The organism is Nitrosopumilus sp. b2 (genome assembly GCF_014078535.1).
GTDB lineage: Archaea > Thermoproteota > Nitrososphaeria > Nitrososphaerales > Nitrosopumilaceae > Nitrosopumilus > Nitrosopumilus piranensis.
Genome location: NZ_MU078702.1, coordinates 49,173 through 70,673 on the forward strand (window position 1 = coordinate 49,173; position 21,501 = coordinate 70,673).

At 33.8% G+C, this 21,501-nt stretch carries 29 protein-coding genes; 13 read left to right on the forward strand and 16 right to left on the reverse strand.

Features of this window, described 5'->3' with window-relative positions; translation table 11 throughout:
* The first annotated feature begins 26 nt into the window (after positions 1–26).
* From C6989_RS00325 to C6989_RS00335, 3 genes are read left to right on the forward strand one after another with little or no spacing between them, the layout of a single operon-like run.
* Positions 27–2,168 (forward strand): alpha-2-macroglobulin family protein, encoded by a 2,142-nt coding sequence (locus C6989_RS00325; protein WP_255464605.1) that lies wholly within the window; start codon positions 27–29, stop codon positions 2,166–2,168.
* A gap of 40 nt (positions 2,169–2,208) precedes the next feature.
* Positions 2,209–2,721 (forward strand): adenine phosphoribosyltransferase, encoded by a 513-nt coding sequence (locus tag C6989_RS00330; protein ID WP_148703967.1) that lies wholly within the window; start codon positions 2,209–2,211, stop codon positions 2,719–2,721.
* Positions 2,721–3,512 (forward strand): S-methyl-5'-thioadenosine phosphorylase, encoded by a 792-nt coding sequence (locus C6989_RS00335; RefSeq protein WP_148703968.1) that lies wholly within the window; start codon positions 2,721–2,723, stop codon positions 3,510–3,512. The genes C6989_RS00330 and C6989_RS00335 overlap by 1 nt, the downstream gene beginning before the upstream one ends.
* Here C6989_RS00335 and C6989_RS00340 read toward each other — a convergent pair.
* Genes C6989_RS00340 through C6989_RS00355 form a run of 4 tightly spaced genes read right to left on the reverse strand, consistent with a single transcriptional unit; the run spans position 3,509 to position 4,837 of the window.
* Complete coding sequence (locus tag C6989_RS00340) at positions 3,509–3,793, reverse strand: hypothetical protein (RefSeq protein WP_148703969.1); 285 nt, start codon at positions 3,791–3,793, stop codon at positions 3,509–3,511. The two genes, C6989_RS00335 and C6989_RS00340, sit on opposite strands and share 4 nt — an antisense overlap.
* Positions 3,794–3,801: 8 nt before the next feature.
* Positions 3,802–4,200, reverse strand: coding sequence for a hypothetical protein (locus C6989_RS00345; protein WP_148703970.1), 399 nt, complete (start codon positions 4,198–4,200; stop codon positions 3,802–3,804).
* 21 nt (positions 4,201–4,221) lie between these two features.
* Positions 4,222–4,572 (reverse strand): hypothetical protein, encoded by a 351-nt coding sequence (locus C6989_RS00350; RefSeq protein ID WP_148703971.1) that lies wholly within the window; start codon positions 4,570–4,572, stop codon positions 4,222–4,224.
* Positions 4,573–4,615: 43 nt separating this feature from the next.
* On the reverse strand, positions 4,616–4,837 hold the full coding sequence (locus tag C6989_RS00355) for a hypothetical protein (protein WP_182126041.1): 222 nt from the start codon (positions 4,835–4,837) through the stop codon (positions 4,616–4,618).
* A gap of 17 nt (positions 4,838–4,854) precedes the next feature.
* Here C6989_RS00355 and C6989_RS00360 point away from each other — a divergent pair, with 17 nt between their 5' ends.
* Entirely contained in the window at positions 4,855–5,367 is a 513-nt protein-coding gene (locus C6989_RS00360) for an Hsp20/alpha crystallin family protein (protein WP_182126042.1), read from the forward strand.
* Here the strand turns inward: C6989_RS00360 and C6989_RS00365 are convergent, their stop codons facing one another.
* The 7 genes from C6989_RS00365 to C6989_RS10110 form a co-directional block, all read right to left on the reverse strand.
* Positions 5,368–6,480, reverse strand: a complete 1,113-nt coding sequence (locus C6989_RS00365; protein ID WP_148703974.1) for a DNA topoisomerase IV subunit A — start codon at positions 6,478–6,480, stop codon at positions 5,368–5,370.
* The gene (locus C6989_RS00370) at positions 6,467–8,353 is read right to left on the reverse strand and encodes a DNA topoisomerase VI subunit B (RefSeq protein ID WP_182126043.1); all 1,887 of its coding nucleotides are present in this window, start codon (positions 8,351–8,353) and stop codon (positions 6,467–6,469) included. Before C6989_RS00370 ends, C6989_RS00365 begins: the two co-directional genes overlap by 14 nt.
* Positions 8,340–8,912 carry a KH domain-containing protein gene (locus tag C6989_RS00375; RefSeq protein ID WP_148703976.1) on the reverse strand — a complete coding sequence of 191 codons (573 nt, stop codon included), beginning with the start codon at positions 8,910–8,912 and terminating at the stop codon, positions 8,340–8,342. Before C6989_RS00375 ends, C6989_RS00370 begins: the two co-directional genes overlap by 14 nt.
* Positions 8,909–9,688: a serine protein kinase RIO gene (locus tag C6989_RS00380; protein WP_148703977.1), complete on the reverse strand. Its 780-nt coding sequence runs from the start codon at positions 9,686–9,688 to the stop codon at positions 8,909–8,911. Before C6989_RS00380 ends, C6989_RS00375 begins: the two co-directional genes overlap by 4 nt.
* Positions 9,689–9,769: 81 nt before the next feature.
* Complete coding sequence (locus C6989_RS00385) at positions 9,770–10,066, reverse strand: DUF424 domain-containing protein (RefSeq protein ID WP_148703978.1); 297 nt, start codon at positions 10,064–10,066, stop codon at positions 9,770–9,772.
* The gene (locus tag C6989_RS00390) at positions 10,066–10,488 is read right to left on the reverse strand and encodes a translation initiation factor IF-2 (RefSeq protein ID WP_148703979.1); all 423 of its coding nucleotides are present in this window, start codon (positions 10,486–10,488) and stop codon (positions 10,066–10,068) included. The genes C6989_RS00385 and C6989_RS00390 overlap by 1 nt, the downstream gene beginning before the upstream one ends.
* 70 nt (positions 10,489–10,558) lie before the next feature.
* Positions 10,559–10,705 (reverse strand): DUF5679 domain-containing protein, encoded by a 147-nt coding sequence (locus C6989_RS10110; protein WP_014963798.1) that lies wholly within the window; start codon positions 10,703–10,705, stop codon positions 10,559–10,561.
* Between the two features lie 249 nt (positions 10,706–10,954).
* Here C6989_RS10110 and C6989_RS00395 point away from each other — a divergent pair, with 249 nt between their 5' ends.
* The 4 genes from C6989_RS00395 to C6989_RS00410 all read left to right on the forward strand — a co-directional run bounded on the left by C6989_RS00395 (position 10,955) and on the right by C6989_RS00410 (position 13,966).
* Positions 10,955–11,455, forward strand: a complete 501-nt coding sequence (locus C6989_RS00395) for a hypothetical protein (RefSeq protein ID WP_148703980.1) — start codon at positions 10,955–10,957, stop codon at positions 11,453–11,455.
* A 70-nt stretch (positions 11,456–11,525) separates the two neighbouring features.
* Complete coding sequence (locus C6989_RS00400) at positions 11,526–12,671, forward strand: DUF373 family protein (RefSeq protein WP_148703981.1); 1,146 nt, start codon at positions 11,526–11,528, stop codon at positions 12,669–12,671.
* A gap of 135 nt (positions 12,672–12,806) precedes the next feature.
* Positions 12,807–13,550, forward strand: a complete 744-nt coding sequence (uppS, locus tag C6989_RS00405; RefSeq protein WP_148704197.1) for a polyprenyl diphosphate synthase — start codon at positions 12,807–12,809, stop codon at positions 13,548–13,550.
* Positions 13,547–13,966 (forward strand): bis(5'-nucleosyl)-tetraphosphatase, encoded by a 420-nt coding sequence (locus C6989_RS00410; protein WP_182126044.1) that lies wholly within the window; start codon positions 13,547–13,549, stop codon positions 13,964–13,966. Before uppS ends, C6989_RS00410 begins: the two co-directional genes overlap by 4 nt.
* Here the strand turns inward: C6989_RS00410 and C6989_RS00415 are convergent.
* The 3 genes from C6989_RS00415 to C6989_RS00425 are packed head-to-tail and all read right to left on the reverse strand — an operon-like array spanning position 13,946 to position 16,404.
* On the reverse strand, positions 13,946–14,686 hold the full coding sequence (locus C6989_RS00415) for an orotidine 5'-phosphate decarboxylase (RefSeq protein ID WP_182126045.1): 741 nt from the start codon (positions 14,684–14,686) through the stop codon (positions 13,946–13,948). The genes C6989_RS00410 and C6989_RS00415 overlap by 21 nt on opposite strands.
* The gene (locus C6989_RS00420; RefSeq protein WP_148703984.1) at positions 14,667–15,353 is read right to left on the reverse strand and encodes a hypothetical protein; all 687 of its coding nucleotides are present in this window, start codon (positions 15,351–15,353) and stop codon (positions 14,667–14,669) included. The genes C6989_RS00415 and C6989_RS00420 overlap by 20 nt, the downstream gene beginning before the upstream one ends.
* 49 nt (positions 15,354–15,402) lie before the next feature.
* Positions 15,403–16,404, reverse strand: coding sequence for an adenylosuccinate synthetase (locus C6989_RS00425; protein WP_148703985.1), 1,002 nt, complete (start codon positions 16,402–16,404; stop codon positions 15,403–15,405).
* Positions 16,405–16,484: 80 nt separating this feature from the next.
* On the opposite strand from C6989_RS00425, the gene C6989_RS00430 reads away from it, so the two are divergent.
* A complete protein-coding gene (locus C6989_RS00430; RefSeq protein ID WP_182126046.1) occupies positions 16,485–16,946 on the forward strand; it encodes a hypothetical protein in 462 nt (153 codons plus the stop codon).
* Here C6989_RS00430 and C6989_RS00435 read toward each other — a convergent pair.
* Positions 16,943–17,224 (reverse strand): Fe(2+)-trafficking protein, encoded by a 282-nt coding sequence (locus C6989_RS00435; protein WP_182126047.1) that lies wholly within the window; start codon positions 17,222–17,224, stop codon positions 16,943–16,945. The genes C6989_RS00430 and C6989_RS00435 overlap by 4 nt on opposite strands.
* Before the next feature lie 541 nt (positions 17,225–17,765).
* Here C6989_RS00435 and C6989_RS00440 point away from each other — a divergent pair.
* Positions 17,766–18,299, forward strand: coding sequence for a hypothetical protein (locus C6989_RS00440; RefSeq protein ID WP_148703988.1), 534 nt, complete (start codon positions 17,766–17,768; stop codon positions 18,297–18,299).
* On the opposite strand, the gene C6989_RS00445 is transcribed toward C6989_RS00440, so the two are convergent.
* Positions 18,300–19,649: a multicopper oxidase domain-containing protein gene (locus tag C6989_RS00445; protein WP_255464606.1), complete on the reverse strand. Its 1,350-nt coding sequence runs from the start codon at positions 19,647–19,649 to the stop codon at positions 18,300–18,302.
* 465 nt (positions 19,650–20,114) lie between these two features.
* On the opposite strand from C6989_RS00445, the gene C6989_RS00450 reads away from it, so the two are divergent.
* From C6989_RS00450 to C6989_RS00460, 3 genes are all read left to right on the forward strand, one after another.
* Positions 20,115–20,324 (forward strand): hypothetical protein, encoded by a 210-nt coding sequence (locus tag C6989_RS00450; RefSeq protein WP_148703991.1) that lies wholly within the window; start codon positions 20,115–20,117, stop codon positions 20,322–20,324.
* Between the two features lie 60 nt (positions 20,325–20,384).
* Positions 20,385–21,026 (forward strand): hypothetical protein, encoded by a 642-nt coding sequence (locus C6989_RS00455; RefSeq protein WP_182126049.1) that lies wholly within the window; start codon positions 20,385–20,387, stop codon positions 21,024–21,026.
* Positions 21,027–21,134: 108 nt separating this feature from the next.
* Entirely contained in the window at positions 21,135–21,422 is a 288-nt protein-coding gene (locus C6989_RS00460) for a winged helix-turn-helix domain-containing protein (protein ID WP_148703992.1), read from the forward strand.
* Positions 21,423–21,501: the final 79 nt, after the last annotated feature.

Here is a 21,501-nt window from a genome sequence, read left to right on the forward strand (position 1 = left end):
AGTTAGAGATGAATGGTTTGAAATTAATGAATACATCCTCTATGAGAGGAATTCTCCTTTCAGTTATACTATTATTTTCAATAACACTAATTTTAGTTCCATCAAATACATTCGCTGAAGAGATTAATGCAAAGAGTATTGGACTAGAGGAAACAGTAATCATAGAATTTACAAATGATTCAGATACAGAAATCAATACTTTTAGAATTTGGCTTGGTGCAGATTTTAATTTTAAATCTTTTAAAACAGAAAAAGGATGGATAGGTGAAAAAACGCCTCAAGGAGTAATTATTTTTACATCTCCTGAATCAATTAAAAAAGGAGAATCAGTAAAGTTTGGTGTAAAGACAGATAACAAAAATCCTGGAATTAATTGGAAGGCAATCGACATTAAAAGTAAAGAACAGGGCATGGGAAAAGTATTACCAAAAGAATTGCCCGAAGTTATAAAGAATACAGAAATTAAACCAGATAAAAAATCTGTAGATATAGGAATTCTTTCTGATTCTATTTTTAGAATAGTTCCAGAAAAACCCAACATGGGTTCAACTATAAGAGTAACTGGAGATAATTTTGGGGCATCACAAGAATTTGATTTTTACATAGATAATTCAAAAATCGGTAGTTTTGAAACTGATGAAAACGGTCACTTTATGACAACAATGAAAATTCCTGATAATCAGAATGCAGACAGAGTAGATTTTAAAATAAAAGATAGTAAAGGAGAAGAGAAGAAAATTAGTCTAAGAATTGGAGAAATTGAAAACCGAATTCCAGAGACAGAAAATGTTAAACTCACAATCAAAGGAATTCCAAATATAATACATAGAGGGGACTTGTTAGATATTTCAGGTACAGGGGCACCAAAGAGTGCAATCACTGCAGAGATTAAAACAGAAGATGGAGATATTATCAACTCAAGAACAGCAGAAGTAGATGCTAAAGGAAATTGGAAATTAGCAGAACCAATAGCTATTCCACTAGACACACCATTTGGTAAATATAATGCAGTTATTACTGATGGAAGAGAAAGTATTCTAAAATCTTGGACAGTTGAATCAAATAAAAAAATAATAATTACTCCTTATAACTTGAAATTTCAACCGGGGGAGTTACTAAAGTTTAATGGAACTGCAGTACCCAACAAACCAATTGAAATTATTTTGGAGGATCCTCAAGGAAAAGAATTATTTTCAGACATCATTCAGTTAGATGAATCAGGTTTTGTTGAATTTGAATATCAAACAGAACAATCATCTATTAAAGGCACCTATACTCTAATTGCCACTCAGGATAAAGATATAGAATTTATTTTTGCAGGATTAGGTCAACTGCCCGCAATTCCAGTTAATTTAGAATTTGATAGACTAAATTATAGTGCAGGAGATACTGCAGTAATTTCACTTACTGGGATAGCATCTGAAATTGTTAGTTTGTTGATTATCGATCCATCGGATAAACCAAAAGGTGAAACAATTTCCATTACTTTACAAGCAGATGGGACTGCAAAATATGAACTAGATTTATCAGGATATGCATCAGGAGTGTATACCGCTGTAGCTAGTAAAGGTAGTGCACAAAGTACCGAGATTTTTACTGTAGGATTACAAACTGGTTCAGGAGAGATTCAGATAAACACCACAAAATTGAAGTATACACCAGGAGATTCTGTTTTAATTTTAGGAGACACAGCAAAAAATGTTCTACTTACAATAACAATGACAGATCCTGATGGAAATATAGTAAAAGAAAAAGAAACTTTTTCGGATAAAAATGGAAAAATTTCTGAAGGTTCATTTAGAATTCCATCAGATGGAAAAAGTGGAATGTGGACAATTACTGCAAAAAGTGGTTCAAATTTTGACACTATAGAAATTGAAGTATTATCGACAATAGTTGAAGGTATGCAGATTATCGTTGAAGAGGGTGCTGAGATCCCAGGATATGGAAATACACTTCAAATAAAGGTTGTTGGAGTTCAGCAGACAGTAGAGATAAGTATTGTGAATGCAGATGGACAGGTTATTGAATCGTTATCATTTCAGGCATCATCTCAAGGCGAGATAAACCAACCATGGATCATTCCAAAAGATACTGAGCCAGGAACATATACAATTAAAGTATCTGACGCATTCACTTCAGGTGAAACTACATTTGAGATAAAATAATATCAAACAATTTTATTTCGCCTAAATTTACAAAATCAATATGAACTTAAAAGACAAAATAGCAGAGTATCCAAATTTTCCTAAAAAAGGGATTTTATTTAGAGATTTTAGCCCAATTTTAAAAGATCCATCTGCAATGACAGTAATTGCTGATGAATTTACAAAGCATTTTCATCCAAAAAACATTGATCTTTTTGCAGGTATTGAATCAAGAGGATTTATTCTTGCATGTATTCTAGCTGCAAGATACAACAAAGGAATGGTAATGATCAGAAAGGCAGGGAAACTGCCTGGAAAAACCACAAAAACTTCATACACAATAGAATATGGAAAAGACACAATAGAGATTCAAAAAGACATCATCAAAGAAGGACAAAGAATACTCATTTGTGATGACCTGCTTGCAACAGGAGGAACCGCTAAAGCATCTGCAAAATTAATTGAGAAAGTAGGTGGTAAAATAGTAGGTTTTGCATTCATTATAGAACTGACAGAGCTTAATGGTATGAAAGGAATAAGCAAGTATGATTGTAAATCATTGGTGAAGTATTAATGGAAAAAGATGTGGAAATAGGGATTTTTGGAGGTACTGGAATTTATGATTCAGGACTATTAGAAAACACACAAGAAATAGATATCGATACACCATACGGGAAGCCATCAGATACAATTACAGTAGGAACTTTCAAAGGACGAAAAATTGCTTTTCTTCCAAGACATGGGAAAAAACATACAATTCCACCACACAGAATTAATTTTAGAGCAAACATTTGGGCATTCAAAGAACTTGGAGTTACAAGAATAATTGCACCTTCAGCAGTTGGGAGTCTAAAAGAAGAGTTAGAGCCGGGACATTTTGTATTGCCATCACAATTTCTAGACTTTACAAAATCAAGAGATGGTTCATTTTCTGAAGATGGCAGGGTTATTCACATTTCAGTGGCAGATCCATTTTGTCCAGAGTTACATTCATCAATCACTAAAGTTACAGATAATCAAAATATCAAAATTCACAAAGATTGTACATACGTCTGTATTGAAGGCCCAAGATTTTCTACAAAAGCTGAATCAAAGTTCTATAGGACAACTGGTGCAGACATTATTGGAATGACTCTAGTTCCAGAATGTCAATTGGCAAGAGAAGCACAGATTTGTTATGCATCAATCTCAACAGTAACTGATTATGATGTTTGGGCAGAAAAGCCTGTTACTGCAAAAGATGTATTAGAAACACTGTCAAAAAATGTTGAAGGAACAAAAAAAATACTAACAGAGTTAATTGAAAAGATTCCTAAAACTAGAAGTTGTTCTTGTGCAAAAGCACTAGAAGAAGCAGAATTCTAGTCATCAACAAAGGATTCTTTTTTGAGTCCCTCTGGAAGAGACATGTCACCTTGGAGTAAATTTCTCTGAAGAGTCATTATTACCTCTTCAACATCATAACCCAATTTTTTTAATTCTTTTTCAGTATCTTTAGAAATTTTTGCTCCAACATTTTGTCCACCAATTCTACCAAACGCTATTGCAGTAAAGCGAAAATCATTATTATCTAAAGTGAATTTACCTATAATCTTTGCAGCCATTTGACTACCATGTATATTGTTAATGTGAACTTTGAGTTCCATTTCAGAAATTAAATTTCAACTGCTTTGTTGACGTTATCGTCAATCAAAAAGCTCCAATGTTTTTCATCTTCAACCTTGTAATCTTTAACTGTTAAAGGAATTATCTTTTCATCAAGGCATTCATGCTTGATTTCACCATTTTCTTTTAATTTTACTAATTTCCACTTGTATTTTCCCTGCTGTAATTTACAAACAGTAACTCCCCACTTTGCATCAGAATCAATTTTTGGCATCCCTACAAGATCAGCCAACTCTTCAATTCCAAGTTGTTTTTCTTCACAAAATCTTTTCTTACACACACCACATCGCCATACATCAACTGAGCCAATTGTTCTTTCATCGATATTGATGTTAACTACACCAAAGTAAACAGGTTGATGTTTACATGTTTCAGTATCAATAGTCAATGTTGTTCAAAAATCGTAGCATTATTTAGTTCTTGCATCATCATATGGCTTTTCTAATATCACACCTATGCTATCAACAAGTTTATTTCTTTTAAATTCAATATTTTCTCTCTCACACATTCGTCTATACATGTTAACTACAGTAAATCTAGGATGCATTGCCTCAAATTCGGTTTCAGAAATATCTATGAATGCACCTAAATTCATTAGATCCTTTGCTGTATTTTGCGCATCATCCAAGGATATCTTTAATTTTTCTGAAATTACTTGTGGAGACATTTTACCATAGCAAGTAACAAGCAAGTATACTTTGGCTTGTATAGGATTCAAATGAATTTCAGAGATCAAATCATCTTCAATTCTAGAGTCCATTACTTTTCAAGTAAATTATTTGTAATAAAACATGATCCATACATCATTTTTTGACTAGAAGTTTTTTAGAAATTTTTAGGGAAAATCCCATCGCAATAAAATGAATTACTGCACCTAGAATTGCACCTAAAATCATGTCATCAAAAAAGATCCAAACTAGAACAAACGCAATAAGAGAAGGAACAGATATGATTACAGCAATTACTGTTCCCCTTATCATAATTTCACGCTTTGTTAGTTTTGAAAATTTTTCATCCTCTGGCAATAGCTCAAATTTCAAAAATGGTAATAAAAACCAAAGATACTTTATATTTGGTAAACCCAAATCGTGACTGTTTGGCAAGTTATAAAGGCGCATATTCAAATGAGCAATCACTGAATTTTGTAATACCAATTATTGTAATATTATTTTTAGGAATAATCTACATTATGACCCAAAGAGCAGATTCAGGTTTTGTTAGTTTCTTCTTAATTGGGGCAGCAGCACTTACAATGTTTTACTGGGTTAGAGTTTTGAAAAAGATGACAAAAGACCAAAAGCCACTTTATACACAATCAAGAGAACAAGAACAGAAAAACTGGGTATATGACCTTATCAAAGGCGAGGGAGAGTTTGTTTTTGTTGCTGAAGTTCCAGGTCCTGAAGACAAGATTGCAGTAAGGCTAGTTGATGGAATGCTATACATCAGAGGAACTGCAGGGTTTTCAAAAGAAGTTCCAATAGAAGGAGCAAACAATATGCAAATATTTGATTTCAAATACAGAAACGGTGTGTTAACACTTAGAATAAAATAGCTAAAGACTTTTTGCTAATTCTAATTTCTGTGGCAGATATTTATCAGTAATATTAGTAAGACCATATTTTGCAAATGCCTCAAGTTCTGCTTTTCTTTTTAATCTCAAAAATACTTCTAATTCCTTTTTCCAAATTCCCGATTCATATCTTGGATCTTTTTGAAGATCATAACATCTCTTAATATCTGATTCAGTCATTGGAATTGTTGGTAGTTTGTATTTTTCAATATCAGTAGCCCAAACCCCTACCCATTTTGCATCAGGTACTGTTAATTCTCTTAGATGTGCAGCATTTGCAGAACCAGATTTTATTACCATTGCAATATGTTCTCCATACACATCACCATCAGTCAAAATGATTACAGGTAATCCCAATTCATCATGTAGACGTTTTAGTAAGGTTCGAGTAGAACGTGGAGCTTGCCCACCAGTGTTTATGATGATAGACTTGAATTTTTTATCAATTTGTTCTTCAACAAATCTTGTAAAAAGACCGCCTTTCTCAATTGCAATTACAATTTCAGCACTAGTATCAACTAGTTCAGCAGTAGTCAAACTAGGTCCAATAGAATAACCATCTGGATGGTTTGACAAATTCATTTTTTTGCCTTCATAGCCTGGAATTGTATATTCAATATTCAGATCACCGAAAATTGAGCTTCGCTCTTCTGGAAAAATATGGAAATCTTCTCTTGGCCTGGATGTTACTGCCTCTAAATCTACAATAATGTTATCAGATTCTGATTGATCTTCAAACTCTATTGCAAAGGCTTGCGAAGAGTAATACACATCTCTCAAGGTGGATGATTTTTTTTCTTGTGTTAAACGATTTGCAAAGAATGCAAGCCACATCAATTGTGTAAAGGAGCGTAGTTGGGCAGAATTTTTAGCACTTCTCAAGGCATTAGAGTTTCCTAGAATGTACTGCCTTAGTTTTTTGTCATAAACAATATTACTTACAGATCTGCTTGGAATTGAGAATTTTGGGAATTGGCCATTTTCTAAATCCTCATAGATTTTTGCTCCATGGTTTTTAAGGGATTCAAGAACACTTTTTTGCTTTTCCTTTGCCTTTTTGCTAATTTCTTTTGCTTTTTCCTTATTTGTTTTCAATTGGTTTTTCCTCCTCTAGTGTTTTAGTTTCTGTTTGTTTAGTTTCAGCAGGTTCTAGTTCATCTAAAATTTTCTTATAATTGGGTTGTTTTTTCTTTCCTGCAAGCTCTGTGCAAAACTCTGCGATCATTGGAATGTATTTTGCATAAAGATTTGCTCGCTTTTTTGCCATTTCAGCTTGTCCTCTTTTTGACATGAATGCTGCCAACTTTCTTGATAGGAATTGCAATCCCAATCTCAATTCACGTTCAATCTCTTGTCTATCAGCGACATTTTCTTTTCCTGCAGTCTTGTAAGGAATTCTAGTGGAGCAAATATGAGATACTATGATAAATGGTGGATCACCTTTTACTTTGTATCGTCCCCAATCTGTATCATTTATAACTTTTAGTACTACATCACTACCCTCATCATAAAGTAGTGGTATTCTGTTTGCGTATCTATACACATGAGGGCCACCTGTTTTAATATCGCCACCATATGCAATTCCCATCTCAACTATGAATGGAAATCCAGAATAGGCTGATGCTGGACGCTGGACTACGGCAACAAAATCAGGATTGAAGAATTTCTGAATTCCTTTTTCAAGAGGTCCTTCTCCCAATGGAGCCAAACAGCTTGAATCAGGTGCCATAAAGTCATCGAATTTTTGAAGAGAATCACTAAGGTTTACTAGTTCTTGATTTGTTAGCGTTCCCATACGTTTTTCAGGCTTGAATCCTGCAAACTCTGCAAATTTTACTGCAGTAGTAGGTCCTATACGCTGAAATCTTTTTGTCAGAAAAGTGGTGAGAGGTTCTCCTTGAACTGTATTGGTTAATTGCTTATAGTATTGGCTTTCAGGATCCATTTCAACTGTTTTTGATTGAGAATCTCCAAAATCCCAATAATACAATTTTTTGTTAGGTACATCAAGATCTTCAATTCTAATTTTACTTAGTTTCTCAAAATCCATTTTAAGAAATGACATCAAAGCTATCACAACACGAACTTGACGAGAAAGATTTTTCCATTTCTTTTTTGCTTTTGCCATAATAGCAGAGAAGCTAAGATTTTGTTTTGATAATCCCAAGTCTTTTCTAACTTTTTCAATCATTGTGTCATCAATTGTTGGTATTTCAAATTGAGATTCAACTATCATTCTTCTAATTCTTTCAACATCAATTCCATGTGGATGTGGTCGAATAATTGTTGGTGGAGGTGGTATTTCTTTTACAAATCGTGGATGGTGGAACTTTTGTCCCTTTGGATCATCAAATGTTATTGTTGCATAAGGTGTAATCAGAGATGTTTCATAAACATAATCTCGGATTTTGTTTCCTGCCTTAGAATAGTCACCTTCTAAACAAATACTAACAGAAAGGCCTTTTTTTGAAATTTCCTTTGTAGTGTGTTTTACAATAACTGGTTTGTTTTTTTGAATATCCAATAGGATTTCAAACTGATTCTGAATTTTTGCATCTGTTGAGCTTTTTACCACTACAGGTTTGTTGGTTGTAATTTGGCCATATAGGATTGCCATTGTTGCACCCAAACCAAACATACCCCTTGCTTGTTTTAATCCAAATTTTGAACCATAAAGAACAGTTCCAAATGCAAGTGGGATGTGTTTTGCGTCAACGCCTGGTCCATTATCTTTTACAGTCAAAATATACGGTTTGGGGTCGGGCTTATCAGGCTCAACTGCCTTAATTGTCAGGTGAACATCAGGCAAAACTCCTTTTTGATCACATGCATCCAAAGCATTTTCGACAAACTCTCTAACAGCAGTATATAATGAACGTGTAGGATTACTAAATCCTGCCAAGTCACGATTACTATAGAAAAACTCACTAGGAGAGATTTGATTGAATTTTTCTTTAATAGAAGACATCTTGATCTTCCCACAATTTCATTTTTTCTTGTTTTTCTTTTCTATTTGCAGCTTCTAATTTATCATAAACTGCACCATGCATACTTCCACTAGAAATAGAAGATATTGCATCAACAGCTAGTCGTAATTTACTTGCATCACCAATAATTGAAACAGTTTTTCCATAAACTGAGATATAAGTACTGCTAAGATTTTCCATATTCCTTCTTGCTCTACCACCTTCTCCAATAATTCTCCCTTTTATCCTTTCAACATTTGCAGTAGATTTTCCAGCAAATTCTCTAAGGTCTATAACATGTAATGTGTTTTCTCCTTTCAACAAAGTCATAGCATTTTCAGGAGAAAATCCTCTACCAATTGCTGTAACAATTTCCATTGCCTTAAATGGTTGTATCTTTGCAACATCACCATTTGATTTTATCAGTACTTCTCCAGTATCACCATCAATGTCTAAAGAAACATGACACAATTTTTCAATTTTTGATTTAACATTACCCGATTTACCAATCAATACAGCTATTCTATCATTAGGGATACGAAGTAATTTTTCAAAGCTCATTTTACAATATCCTCAAATAATTCATCTGGATCTTCAACAGAAACTCCTCTTTTATTGAAGAATCTCGTGATGTTATTAATATCTCTTTTAAGAAATTCTTGAGTATTAGGATGTCTCAAATCAACTGCAGATCCTAAATCAAAAACCACTAGGCCTTTTTCAGTCTTAAAAATATTATATTCTGAAAAATCTCCATGGACTAGTTTTGCCTTTTTGTACATTTCACTAATAATTTGAATGGCTTGTTTGTAGTCATCTTCATCTACTTGAGAATCCAATAGAGACTTGCAGGGGGCACCATCTTCTCCCACAAACTCCATTGCCAACACATTATTTGTCAAATACAATGGTCTTGGAACTGGAATTCCAGCCTCAAAGCATTGAGTCAGGTTTCGGTATTCTTTTTTTGCCCAAAGATATACAAGATTTTTAGTTCCTTTTTTTACATTTGAGAATCTAGGATCACCTAGAATGTATGGCTCACGTTTTTTAAAATTTGAAGTACTTACAAGATAAATTTTCAAGGCTACATTAGATTCATTTTCATCAACTCCCCAAAAAACAACAGATTCTTTTCCAGCACTTACAGCACCATTGACATAAGCAATGACATGATCTGTAATCATTTTGTACAAAGTCATGACAGTTGGCTTGTCTAAAACTTCATTGACCACTTTGCCCTTTTTGAAACCATCTTCCAAAGTTTTTCTTTTTGATTTTGAAATCAATTTTTTGTCTAACTTTGATTCTAGCTTTTTACTTAGAATATCTGTCATTAGTTAGTGATACCTCTACTAGATAAAATCAATTTCTTTTTTTCAATAAATCCATTAGAACTAAAAACATCAAATGACATTCTACATTTTAAAAACAATTAGAAAAGGGACTCCAGAAATTTTTTTAACACCATTTTCAGAACCGACCCCCAAATCAATTGATAAAGATATTGTTTCATTTCCAACCATGTTAATAATAGCAGAATTTTTTAGTAATACTTCAGCTTCTTCTTTATCTACAAATCTTTCTCCATAGTAGCTTTCACTGATGTGCATGTTTAATTCACCTTCAACAATAGTTTTGCCCAATAGTTCAGCATCACAAATATTCAACATTGGATTTTTTTGATAATCAGTTTGTCGTACTGCAAATGGCATTATGCATATTTACCTTTTAGAGTAGATTTTGCACCACACGCCTCACAAATCAAAAATGAAATACGATTTTCTTTTAGAATTTTTGTATCAGGACTTTTGCAAGTTGGGCATTCAAGATAATCTTTAACATAAATTTGGAACAATCGAGTAAAATCATCAGGATCACGTCTTCCAATAAACATGGCCTTATCACCAATTCTTTCAGCAGGAACTGCAAATTCTTTTGACAAGTATTGTAACACTTTGTCAGGATCTCTTCGGAGAACCTTTGGAAATTCAGAAAAATTACGTAAGAAAGTTTTTTGGCCTTCCCACATTACATCTACAACAGGAAGTTCAAACCTAGCAGTAGATTCCTTTTCAGTATCACCTAGTTTATCCTGTATCCTTTTGAGTAGATTCTCATATTCTGCTTTGGTCACTAAAAAACGGTGTAGACTAGACCCTATATGGGTTTTGAAAAAGAAGAATCGTGTGGATTTTGTTTCTAAATTATTCCATTTTTCCTATTCGGAAAACGTTAGTTCCACATTCAGGACATGTACCTTTTACGGCAGGACGTCCATTCTTTAGTTTAGTTTCTTTAGGATTTTTGATATCCCTTTTTTCGCGGCATTTTACGCAATATGCTGTAACCATTCTAAAAATTGTCAAACGTGGTGGTATTTAGGAAGAGGCTGTGAAAATTATTTAACTACAGGCTAGATGTAGGTAAATTTTTTGTGCGTCAAAAAAAGCCCATATTCAAAAATTTTAACGAATGTTAGTATTTTTTAGAAAAATATGGCCAAGATTATGTCAAAAACTAATTTTTCGAATATTTGTTTGATAATTAGAAATTTCTTCAGAGATTATCAATTATAAACTCCCAGAAATTAAGAAAGTAAAATGGCATCAAAAAAGGGGGTTGCAATCACAACAATTATTTTAGCTGCAATCACTGGAGCGAGTTTTTTTGTATGGACTATTCCCCAACAAAATGAAACCACATTTATCGTTACAGACTATAAAAATTATTTAGATGGGGCAAAAGGCATTCATGAAGTTCTACAAGAATCAACAGATATTGAGTATCAAAAACTTCTAGACGGTGAGATAACACCTGAACAATACATTGCATCAGCTGACATTACATCATCGCAAGTAACATCTCAGATCAGTGAATTTGTTACATCAAAACCACCTGAAGAATGGCAAAATAGCTACATTAGTTACATGGATGCTATGAAGAAATTTAATTCGTATGTTGGAGAGACCAAAGTTCTAGCAAAGCTAATAGAAAATGAAAGATCACAAGAAAAAATTTCAGAGACAATACAAAAAATTGAATCACTAAAGGCAGAATCATTAGAATTGATCAAGATCTCTGATGAGTCAAGGCCAGGTTAGCCTCAAAACCGAATTTTAATAATCATAATTGTTGGAAATCGTTAAAAAGCAATTCTGAGATACAAGATGGATGTCTCAGCGCTCAGACAAAGTTGAAAAAGATGTTAATGCATCAACTGCTAACAAATTACTTGTAATTTGTATTGACAGAGACAACGATGTGGGCGAAAAAGCAGGAATAGTAACCCCAGTAATTGGGAGAGATGCTTGTATTGAGGCAGCACAGAGATTAGCATTAGAAGATCCTGAAGATGCAGATTCAAATTCAATATTTTCAGCAATTAAAACATACGAAGACTTGGTAAGCAAGGGATATCAAGTTGAAGTAGTTACAGTTGCAGGAGTCAAAGACAGAGGAGTACAAGCTGATGAGAAGGTTCTTAATGAAACAAAAAAAGTATTAGAAAAATTTTCTGCAAATGGTGCCGTAATAGTTTCAGATGGGGAAGACGATGAAAGTGTTATCCCAGTTATTCAAAATGTTCTACCAGTAGTTTCAGTACAACGTGTTGTAATGAAAGTGAGTAGAAGTGTAGAGTATTCTTATGCTGTTTTTGGGAAATATCTAAAAATGATTGCATATGATTCAAGATATTCAAAATTTTTCTTGGGAGTTCCTGGAATACTTTTACTGATTGGAGGAATTGCAACAGTATTTGATTATACTGCAGAGATATTTGCAGTACTTGTTAGCATTTTAGGTGGAGCGTTTTTAATTAGGGCATTTGATATCGATAGAGTCTGGTCAAGCTGGTCAAAGCCAACACCGATGGGCTTTATCAGAATGTTTACAATGGTTGCAGGAGTACTGCTAATACTTTCATCAATACCAGCTGGAATTACTGCAATTGATCCAGAACTAATTGAATCAGATACAGGACTTGTTGGAAAGATTACTGATCAAATAATTATCGGTCAATTTGTTGCAGGAGTGTTACCAATATTGTGGACAGGTCTTGGTGCAATATTTGCAGGAACATTACTTAGTAATTGGATTGGTGGAGTACCAAGACAAATCAGTGACATTTTAAGAATAATTGTTCTAATTGCTTTGTATCCAACAATACACCAATTTACTAACATCATGATTTCTGATGTAAGTTCATTTACCTTGATTCCACCACTTCTTGGAGGTCTTGCAGCTACATTGATTTCAGCCACAATTCTCTTCAAAAAATACAGAAAACATAAAGATCAAGAGATGGTTTCAGACTAATTTGAGCCTGGGATTATCTGTAGCCTGAATTTTTTCAAAAACACTGATATCTTTAATCATCTAGTAATTATCAAAAGGTGAACTGACATTAGCAAAATTAAAGATGTGATTTTTCAGCTATCAGGTCTTTACAAGATTTATGGGAAAAGGCTAGAAAACGAAATCCAAAATGGAGACATTCCAAACCATGTTGCATTAATTTTAGATGGAAACAGAAGATGGGCTAAAAGACATTTAACAATTCCAAAGGCAGGACACTGGAAAGGTGCAGACGCTGTTGAAAATCTACTTGACTGGTGTGAAGAATTTAATATCAAAATTGTTACATTGTATGCGCTATCTGCTGAGAATTTGGATAGGAATGATGAAGAACTAGACCATTTGTATGAACTGATTCGAATGAGATTAGAAAAGCTGTACAATGATCCACGAATTCACAGATGTAAGATGAGAGTAAAAGGGATAGGAAGAATTGAGTTACTGCCTGAATCTATCAAGAAAGTTCTAAAACGACTAGATGATGCTACAAAAGACTATGATAATCATTTTCTAAATATTGCACTAGCGTATGGAGGTCAGTATGAATTAGTTGATGCTGTAAAGAAGATTGGTGAAAAAATCAAAGAAGGTCAACTAAGTGTTGATGAGATTACCAAAAAAGAGATTGAATCAAATCTTTACACATCACATTTACCACAATCATCACCAGATATGATTTTACGTACGTCTGGAGAAAAAAGACTAAGTGGATTTTTAATGTGGCAAAGTGCATACAGTGAGTTAGTTTTTATGGACATTTTTTGGCCAGAGTTTAGGAAGATAGATTTGATGAGAGCAATTAGAACATTTCAAGAGAGAAAAAGAAGATTAGGAAAATGATAGAAGAGACATCAGCAGGAATAGTATTGTTTAGAAGAGAGGATTCTAAAAACTTGTTTTTACTTTTGCATTATCCTTCTGGACATTGGGATTTTGTTAAAGGAAAGATGGAAAAAGGCGAATCAACACACGAAACTGCAATTAGGGAAACAAAAGAAGAAACAGGTATTACTGATATCACATTTATAGATGACTTTGAGGAATGGATAGAATATAATTTTCAGTACCAAAAAGAATTAGTTCACAAAAAAGTAGTTTTTTTCTTGGCTGAGACAAAAACTAAACAAGTAAACATTTCACATGAACATCTAGATTACACTTGGATAGATTACAATACCGCGATGGATAAAACTACTTTTGATAATGCAAAGACGGTTCTAACAAAAGCTCAATCACTACTTACCAAAACTGTCTAATTGTAAATTTTTTGCCACGTCTACGGGTTTTGTGGCATTTAGAATTGTTCTTCCAACAATTAGATAATTTGTTCCAGAGGAAATTACTTCGTTTGCATTTCCACCTTGGGTTCCAACTCCTGGAGAAAATATACTAAGTTTTTTTCCAGCCTTTTTGGAGCAGTATTGGATAATTTTTGGAAATGTGGCCCCAACTACAATGCCATCAACTTTGGCAGTAAGGGCCCAATCTAAGAATAACTGATAGAGTTGTTGTTTTTTATGCAGTTTTATCTCCATATCATAGGACAATTTAGCCTCAGGGGCACTCATATGACACAATGTAATCACACCTTTACCATTTTTGTGAGCAGATTTTACCAGGTTTTTCAAACTATCCAATCCCATAATGGGGTTGGCAATTACTGCATCAAATCCTAAACTCCATAAATTTTCTGTAGTTACTTTGTTAGTATTTCCAATATCATTTAGTTTAATGTCTGCAATTGTTTGCAGACCATATCTATGAGCTGTCTTGTTTATTTTGAGAATTTGTTTGCCACTTAGTGGTAGCAGTAAATGAAAATTTAATTTCACTGCACAAAGGTATGGATGTAGTTTTTTGATATTTGAGATGGTTTTAGTTTCTAAATTCTTTACAGATGGATCATAATCATTGGCAAGAATTACTTTGCCATTTGTTTTTGCAATCTCTGCCAGTCTAGTTTTGAAGGTGGGCATAATCAACTAATGGGTGAGTGTCTTTTAATTTTATTATTTTGATATATGAATACCCGTGCTCAGATGGACTATCAACAAATGTTGGTTCAATTACATTACTTGTGGAGAACTTCATGAATGGTTTTTCTGGATCTTTATCAAGTAATACATGACAAAAATATGAAGTTCCTTCTTCATGAAAATTCATGAAAACCCCAAGAAGCCATTTGTTATTGTGTGGGAATAAGAAGAGTGGAAAGGGTATTTCTTCAAACCCCCAAGTTAGTTTTGCAAGACTAGACATATCTTCTAATTCAATTGGTTGATATCTATCAAGAGTTCCATTTCCAGGTTTCAGAGTTTTTGGGAGTGATTTTATTCGAACAATTGGGGAATACAGTTTGCTAGAATCAGAAGTTGTATCTACAATTTCAGATTCTTCTTTTCCTCCCTTCAGACCATAACGAAGATAATGCCCGTTTTGTTCAAGGGGTGTAAAGTATACAATTGGTTTTTCTTTTAGAACATCCATTTGAACAGATAAGATTTTTCTGCCATCATGATCATGCAAAAATGATACGCGTGGCGCACGCTCAAGTGCACAAACGAGCCTAGTAAATTCTAAGGTGGAGTTAACTTGAATGTAACGTGGTTGTTTGTCAATAGGAGAAGCAGGAGATTGTTCCACGAAGATTTACGATCAATTAACAAATTAAACTTATCCAAAACTTTGGAGCCTAGTTTCTTCTATCAATAACATCGTTGACAGTGGGTCCTGTTCCAATAATTGTAACAGGCGTGTTTAATTTATCTTCAATATTTTTTATGAATGCTTTTGCATCATCAGATAGTTCATCATACGAAGTTTTTCCTGCACAGTCTGTAAACAGTACATCTAACTTTGTAATTGAGATTTGTGTTGCACCATTAAGCATGATTGCACGCCTAGCTAAATCAAAATCAAAATCAGCTGCTCTACGTTGACGACCAGTAACAGTTCCAAACTCAGACCAACCTTTCTTTTCTGCTTCTTCAAGTGAAAGTTCTTTATCAAGAGGTCCAGTGCCTACACGCGTAACATAAGACTTGAAGACTACAATTACCTCATCTACTTTGGTTGGGCCTAGTCCAATATCAGCACATATTCCAGAAGCAGTCACATCTTTTGAAGTAACAAAAGGATATGTCCCATGCCACAATGAGAGAAATGTTCCCTGAGTTCCCTCAACTAGCACATTTTCATTTTTATCCAAAGCAGAATTAATCTCGTAAGGAACATCTGTAACTAGAGAAGCCAATGAATCAAAGTCTTTTGCTAATTTTAAAACCCTCATTGCCCTATCAGCATTTGCAGGACCTGTTCCTGAACCAGTACTACCAATCTTCTCTTTTAGATCACCCTTAGAGTCTCTGGCAAGATGGGTCTCCTCAATAATTCCACAGTGCTTATCAATGAATGCACGTCCTGAAACGCCAAAGTCTTCAATCTCTTTTTTTAGCACATCGGGATTAATCACAACGCCAGGACCAATCATGACTTTGGCGTCTTTGTTTAGGAATCCACTTGGAAGCATTCTAACTTTGTAAACTCTTTCGCCATCTTTTATGGTGTGTCCGGCATTTGGGCCAGCGCCACCACGAACTATTATCTTTGGATTGTCTTTGATTGCCAAATATGAGATGATCTTTCCTTTTCCCTCATCTCCAAAAAATCCACCAACTACAACAGTAGATGTCATGTTGTTGAACTTGAACTTGGTTTATTTAAGCTAAAGTGGTCTTGCATCATTTTATAACAGAGATTAAATTTTCTAGATCGATGGTTGGAGAGAATTTTGCAGGAAATATCATTGTTAATTTAGCAAATCTTCCAGACTTTCTGAGAAATCCAATTTTAAAAAAACGCATGATAGAATTCTTTACGCTAACAAAACCAGATCAGGATGAAGTGATCAATAATGCATTAAAAGCAGGCCCAGCAATTCCATTTCCTAACTTTGCAAAGCTTTTCAAAACTTGGCTTAAAATTTTGGCAACGCTTTCTGAAGAACAAAGAGAAGGGTTGTTTTCTGCATACATTTCAGAAGTATCACAAAACCCACAAAAATTAATCAACTTCAATTTGGATGGTATTTTGGAAATTTATCTCACACTAGATGATAATGAAAAAAACATTCTAGCCAATACAATAAAAAGAATAATCAACAATTTAGACGAAGAGTATAGAAGAAGAATGATGTTAGTTATTCCAGAAAATGCTAAAAAGCACTTGAAATTCTAAGCCCCTGTTGGTTCATCAGGCTTTCTGTTATCCTCATTGGTATAATCAATAACTTCTCCTTCAGGAGACATTACACCTACAAAGATCTTCTCATGTTTTTTCAATAATTTCCTGTGGTCAGGCATTGACATGTCAAGTTTCATCTCATTCATTACCATTATTTGGTATTCTTTCCATTCAGCCCAACACTTGTTGCAGGTAGGATATTTCTCTGCAACAGGACCTAATTGCTCAGTATCAGGAATAGCATTCTTGCATTTTGTACAAGTACGACTCATAGAAAGTAGCGATTTGAAACTCCTTTTATCTTTTATTGAATGTAAACGAGAAAAGTGATAAAAAAATTATCTAGTTTATATTCAATTTTATGGCATTTAATTATCATTTTAAAATTAGAAGTGTTGAACACGCACAAAAATATAAAAAAATGAAAAATTAGGAAATTTCCTTTCGGCATTTTTTGGAACAGATTTTCTCAAACATGTCGATAAATTCTCTACCGCAATGAATGCATTTTTTGTAAATATTCATAATTTCAATTATGGAATAATTCTACAAAATCACAATCTGTACAAAACTTTGCTTGGATTTTTCTCCAAGGTTGGTTTGCAAGAATCGTAACGTTTGTTGCACTTGTTCGAATTTCGTTTGAACATTTTGGACAAGTTTCCATACTGTAGAATTGTGTACTACAATATTAACAATGGTAAAAACAGTAGCTTACTTGCCATATTATCAGCTTACTTTTTTTAAAAAAATAATTTCAAAAAAATTCTAATTACCATACATAATTATTGAAGAATTATTTTAGAAAACCACTTGGACGAAGAACAAAAAAAGAAAACAGAAACAATGTCATTTAGAATAGACAGTAATATTCTCAATAAGATGAGAGCAGAATCTGAATCACAAGGAGTTAGTCTGAATGTGTTAGCAAATAAGATATTTTCAAGATATACAGAATGGGACATGTTTGAGCCTAAAGTAGGCATGGTTCCAATAGCAAAACCAATAGTTAGTGCACTATTTCAAAAACTCTCAGAGCAAGATACAATCGAATTGGCAAAAAAGATAGGCCAAAGCATTGTATCAGATATTGCAACATTTATGAAAGGTTCTATGGATGTTGATTCGTTTGTATCGTGGTTTGTAACAAGAATGAAAATATCTGATTTTGAGATGAATCATAGTGTCAAAGATTCAAGACACAGGTACATCATAAAGCATGATCTTGGTTACAACTGGTCACTATATCACAAAACAGTTTTGGAGCTCATATTCAATGACGTATTAGAAAGAAAAATTGATTTTAAGATTAAAGATAGAATAATGGAAATATCTTTTGAAAAATAATTATACAGACTTTACTGCTCCAGTCATCCATGGATGAAGCACACAATAATACTCATACAGACCAACGTTTTCAAAAGTTTGCTCAAAAGTATCTCCTGGCATCATCATTCCAGAATCAAACAAGTCATCATTGCTAGTTACAGTATGAACTGAAATGTCTTTGTTAGTCCATGTTATGGTATCCCCAGATTTTATCTGAGTGACTTTTGGATAATATGATTTGTTTGAAGACTTTACTGCAGAGCCCTCTTCAACTTCGCAAATAGTAGTTTCAATTATTTGGGCAGTATCAACAATGACTGATGTGTCGACATTATGTTGTTTGTGACCTGTTGAACCTGCAGAGGTCTTTGAAATCTTTGCATTTGCATCAGATAGTTGTAAGTTGGTTAGGATTTGTTTTTGCCATTCCCACATATCAATTGATTTAGTTTTGGCAACATCGGTTCCATCAATAGAGTCAGAGGCATAATCTTGTATGTCAAAGTACGCCATTGTTCCTTTTTCTTCAGGGATACCATGCAAGTGGAAAAGATAACGTCCAGGTTCTTTCCATTTTGCCTCAAATATTGCAGCGTTTCCAGGACTCACTTCCCAAGTTTGTGTTCTGATAGGCTCATTTTCCCAAATACCAGACATAATGGTATCAAATATTGTACCATGAATGTGAAAGCCAAAAGCGGCAATAGCACCCATATCTACATAGTATAATCTAACTAATTCACCAGTTTTTGCAGGTAATGGGTTTGTCCAATATTGATCTGCATATCCGTTAAAAAACACATAATCAGGATTCCAAGTCTCTTGGTCTTCCAAGTCATACTCTCCTTTGACAAGAACGTATTCTCTTGCAGGTTCCAATCCTTCTTTAGGATCTACAATAAATGCACCATACAAACCGTTTCTGATGTGTTCAGATACAGGCATCACATGACAATGATACATGAAGAGCCCAGCAGGTTCTGCAATGAAATCATATGTGTATGAATCTCCAGGTAAAACTTCTTGGAAGACACCGTCATTTTTTTCATTGTGATCTCCATGAAAATGCATTGTATGTGGAAGCTTTCCATTATTGATGAAATTAATTATGACTCTATCGCCTTCAGTTGCACGTAATGTGGGACCGGGAATTGTTCCGTTGTATGTCCAAGCTTCAACTCTTACTCCAGGTGCAATTTCTAATGTGGTGTCTTCAGAGATTATAGTAAATGTACGTGTTATGGGAGCAATGTGGACAGAAGTGTCTTGAGCAAAAGATTGTAAAGGTATTTCGGCATTTAAGAAATAAACACCAAGTGTTACTCCAAGAGATATAACGACTATCACCATAACAGTTGCTCTGTCCACGAGAATCAATTTGAAGAATTGTTTTTAATTATGAGGTATTTTTTGCAAACAATTGCAAACAATGTAATACATCCTTCTTATGTATCTGATTTTTTTACAGTATGTTTTGGCACCAAGATGTAAGGGATATTGTATTGACTTTAAAACAAAGAGGTTTGAAGGAGGGCTAAAGTATCAAAATGGGTTAAAATGGTGCAGCATCTGTTCTCGTTTTATTCATACTGAATTGATTCGTTGCTCATGTTGCAATACAAGATTACGGAACAGGGCAAAAAATAGAATATATCAAAAACGAACTAAACTCATATAATTTTGGAGCAAAAATAATTAAACCTGAATTTAGTCAATTTAGGGTATTGAAGGGCACATTCTATCAAATTTCAATGCAAGAAAAAATCAAAGCAGCAAATGTTAGTCAACCTTTTGAATGTAAAGTAATAATAATTAACAAAGATCAAACTATCTATGAAGATAAAGTGTCCTAAATGTAAAGAGAATGCAGAATTAGCACCGGACTTTTCTTTTGTAAAGTGTGGATCTTGTGATTTAGACATGAGTTATGGAGAATACATCAAATTTGTAGCTCATAACGAAGCAACATACTCAGACATACTTGGAGACTATGCAGGTAGTACAGAAGGACAAACTGCAGGGTCACTAGATGAATGGGATTAACAAGATAGTAAAATCATTCATCAGATTAAAATAATTAGTTTGGCAAATCTCTAAACATTATTGGAATTTTTATTAGAAAATATACTTAATCTCATAGGATTTTTGGTAGGACTTGGAATCGGAATAATGTCATTAATTGGATTTAGGAATACGGGCAGTCCTACATTGTTTAGATTAACAATTGCATTTTTTTCAATTAGTTTAGGGTTCTTTGTAATTTGGACAGGATACATGGCAGAAGACTTTGTCATACAATCAGGAAATATAGAGAGATGGGTGCAAACTTTGGGAATTGCAATTCAAACAGTAGGATATTTTTTTATTGCATTTTCACACAGCATCAAATCATTTTTTCCAAAATCAAGTTACTTTAGATCAGTTGGAATCTTACCGTTGTTCTTGGTATCATCAGTACAACTAGAGCATCTATTCAGATCAGTTTCATTTATCTTGTTGGCATATGGTGCAATTGAGACAATGCTGTCATACATTGATAATAAAAACAAAGGAGCAATCTCAGTTTCAATTGGATTAGCATTATTAGCACTTGGGGAATTTTTGGGATGGTATTCATTTGTATTCCCAGAATCAATTTTGTATTCAGTATCAATGGTAATCAAGATTGGCGGCCTGATTGCATTATTCATTCCAGTGAGTAAAGTTCCATTAACTAAGATAAAATTCGATGAAGGACTGGAGTAATTCAGTCTAGGCTCAAAATTTACAATTTGTCAAATTCTTTTATCTTTTTGGTATATTGCAAAATATCAACGTCCTATCATAGAAATTATCAAGATTATACAATAGGAAATGGCAGAGTATAGGACACATATGAAAATTATTGGTGATATACTAGCTACTACCAGAGATGATCTTCAAGACGAAGATGGAGCAACAGTAACTTATCTGATTAGAAAAGCAAACATTTCTCATTCTAGAATTTCAAGAATTCTAAAGACATTGGTTTCTCAAGGATTATTAGAACAAGTCGACACACAAGGTTATAACAAATACAAAATTAGTCAAACAGGTAGAGAGTTCCTTCAAGCATATTACAAGTTTACAAGTTTTGCAGACAATTTTGGATTAAGCATCTAATCTTCTTCATCTAACTCATCTAAATTATCATCAAAGTCATCTTCAAAATCAGTGTCCGGATAATCCTCACTAGACATAC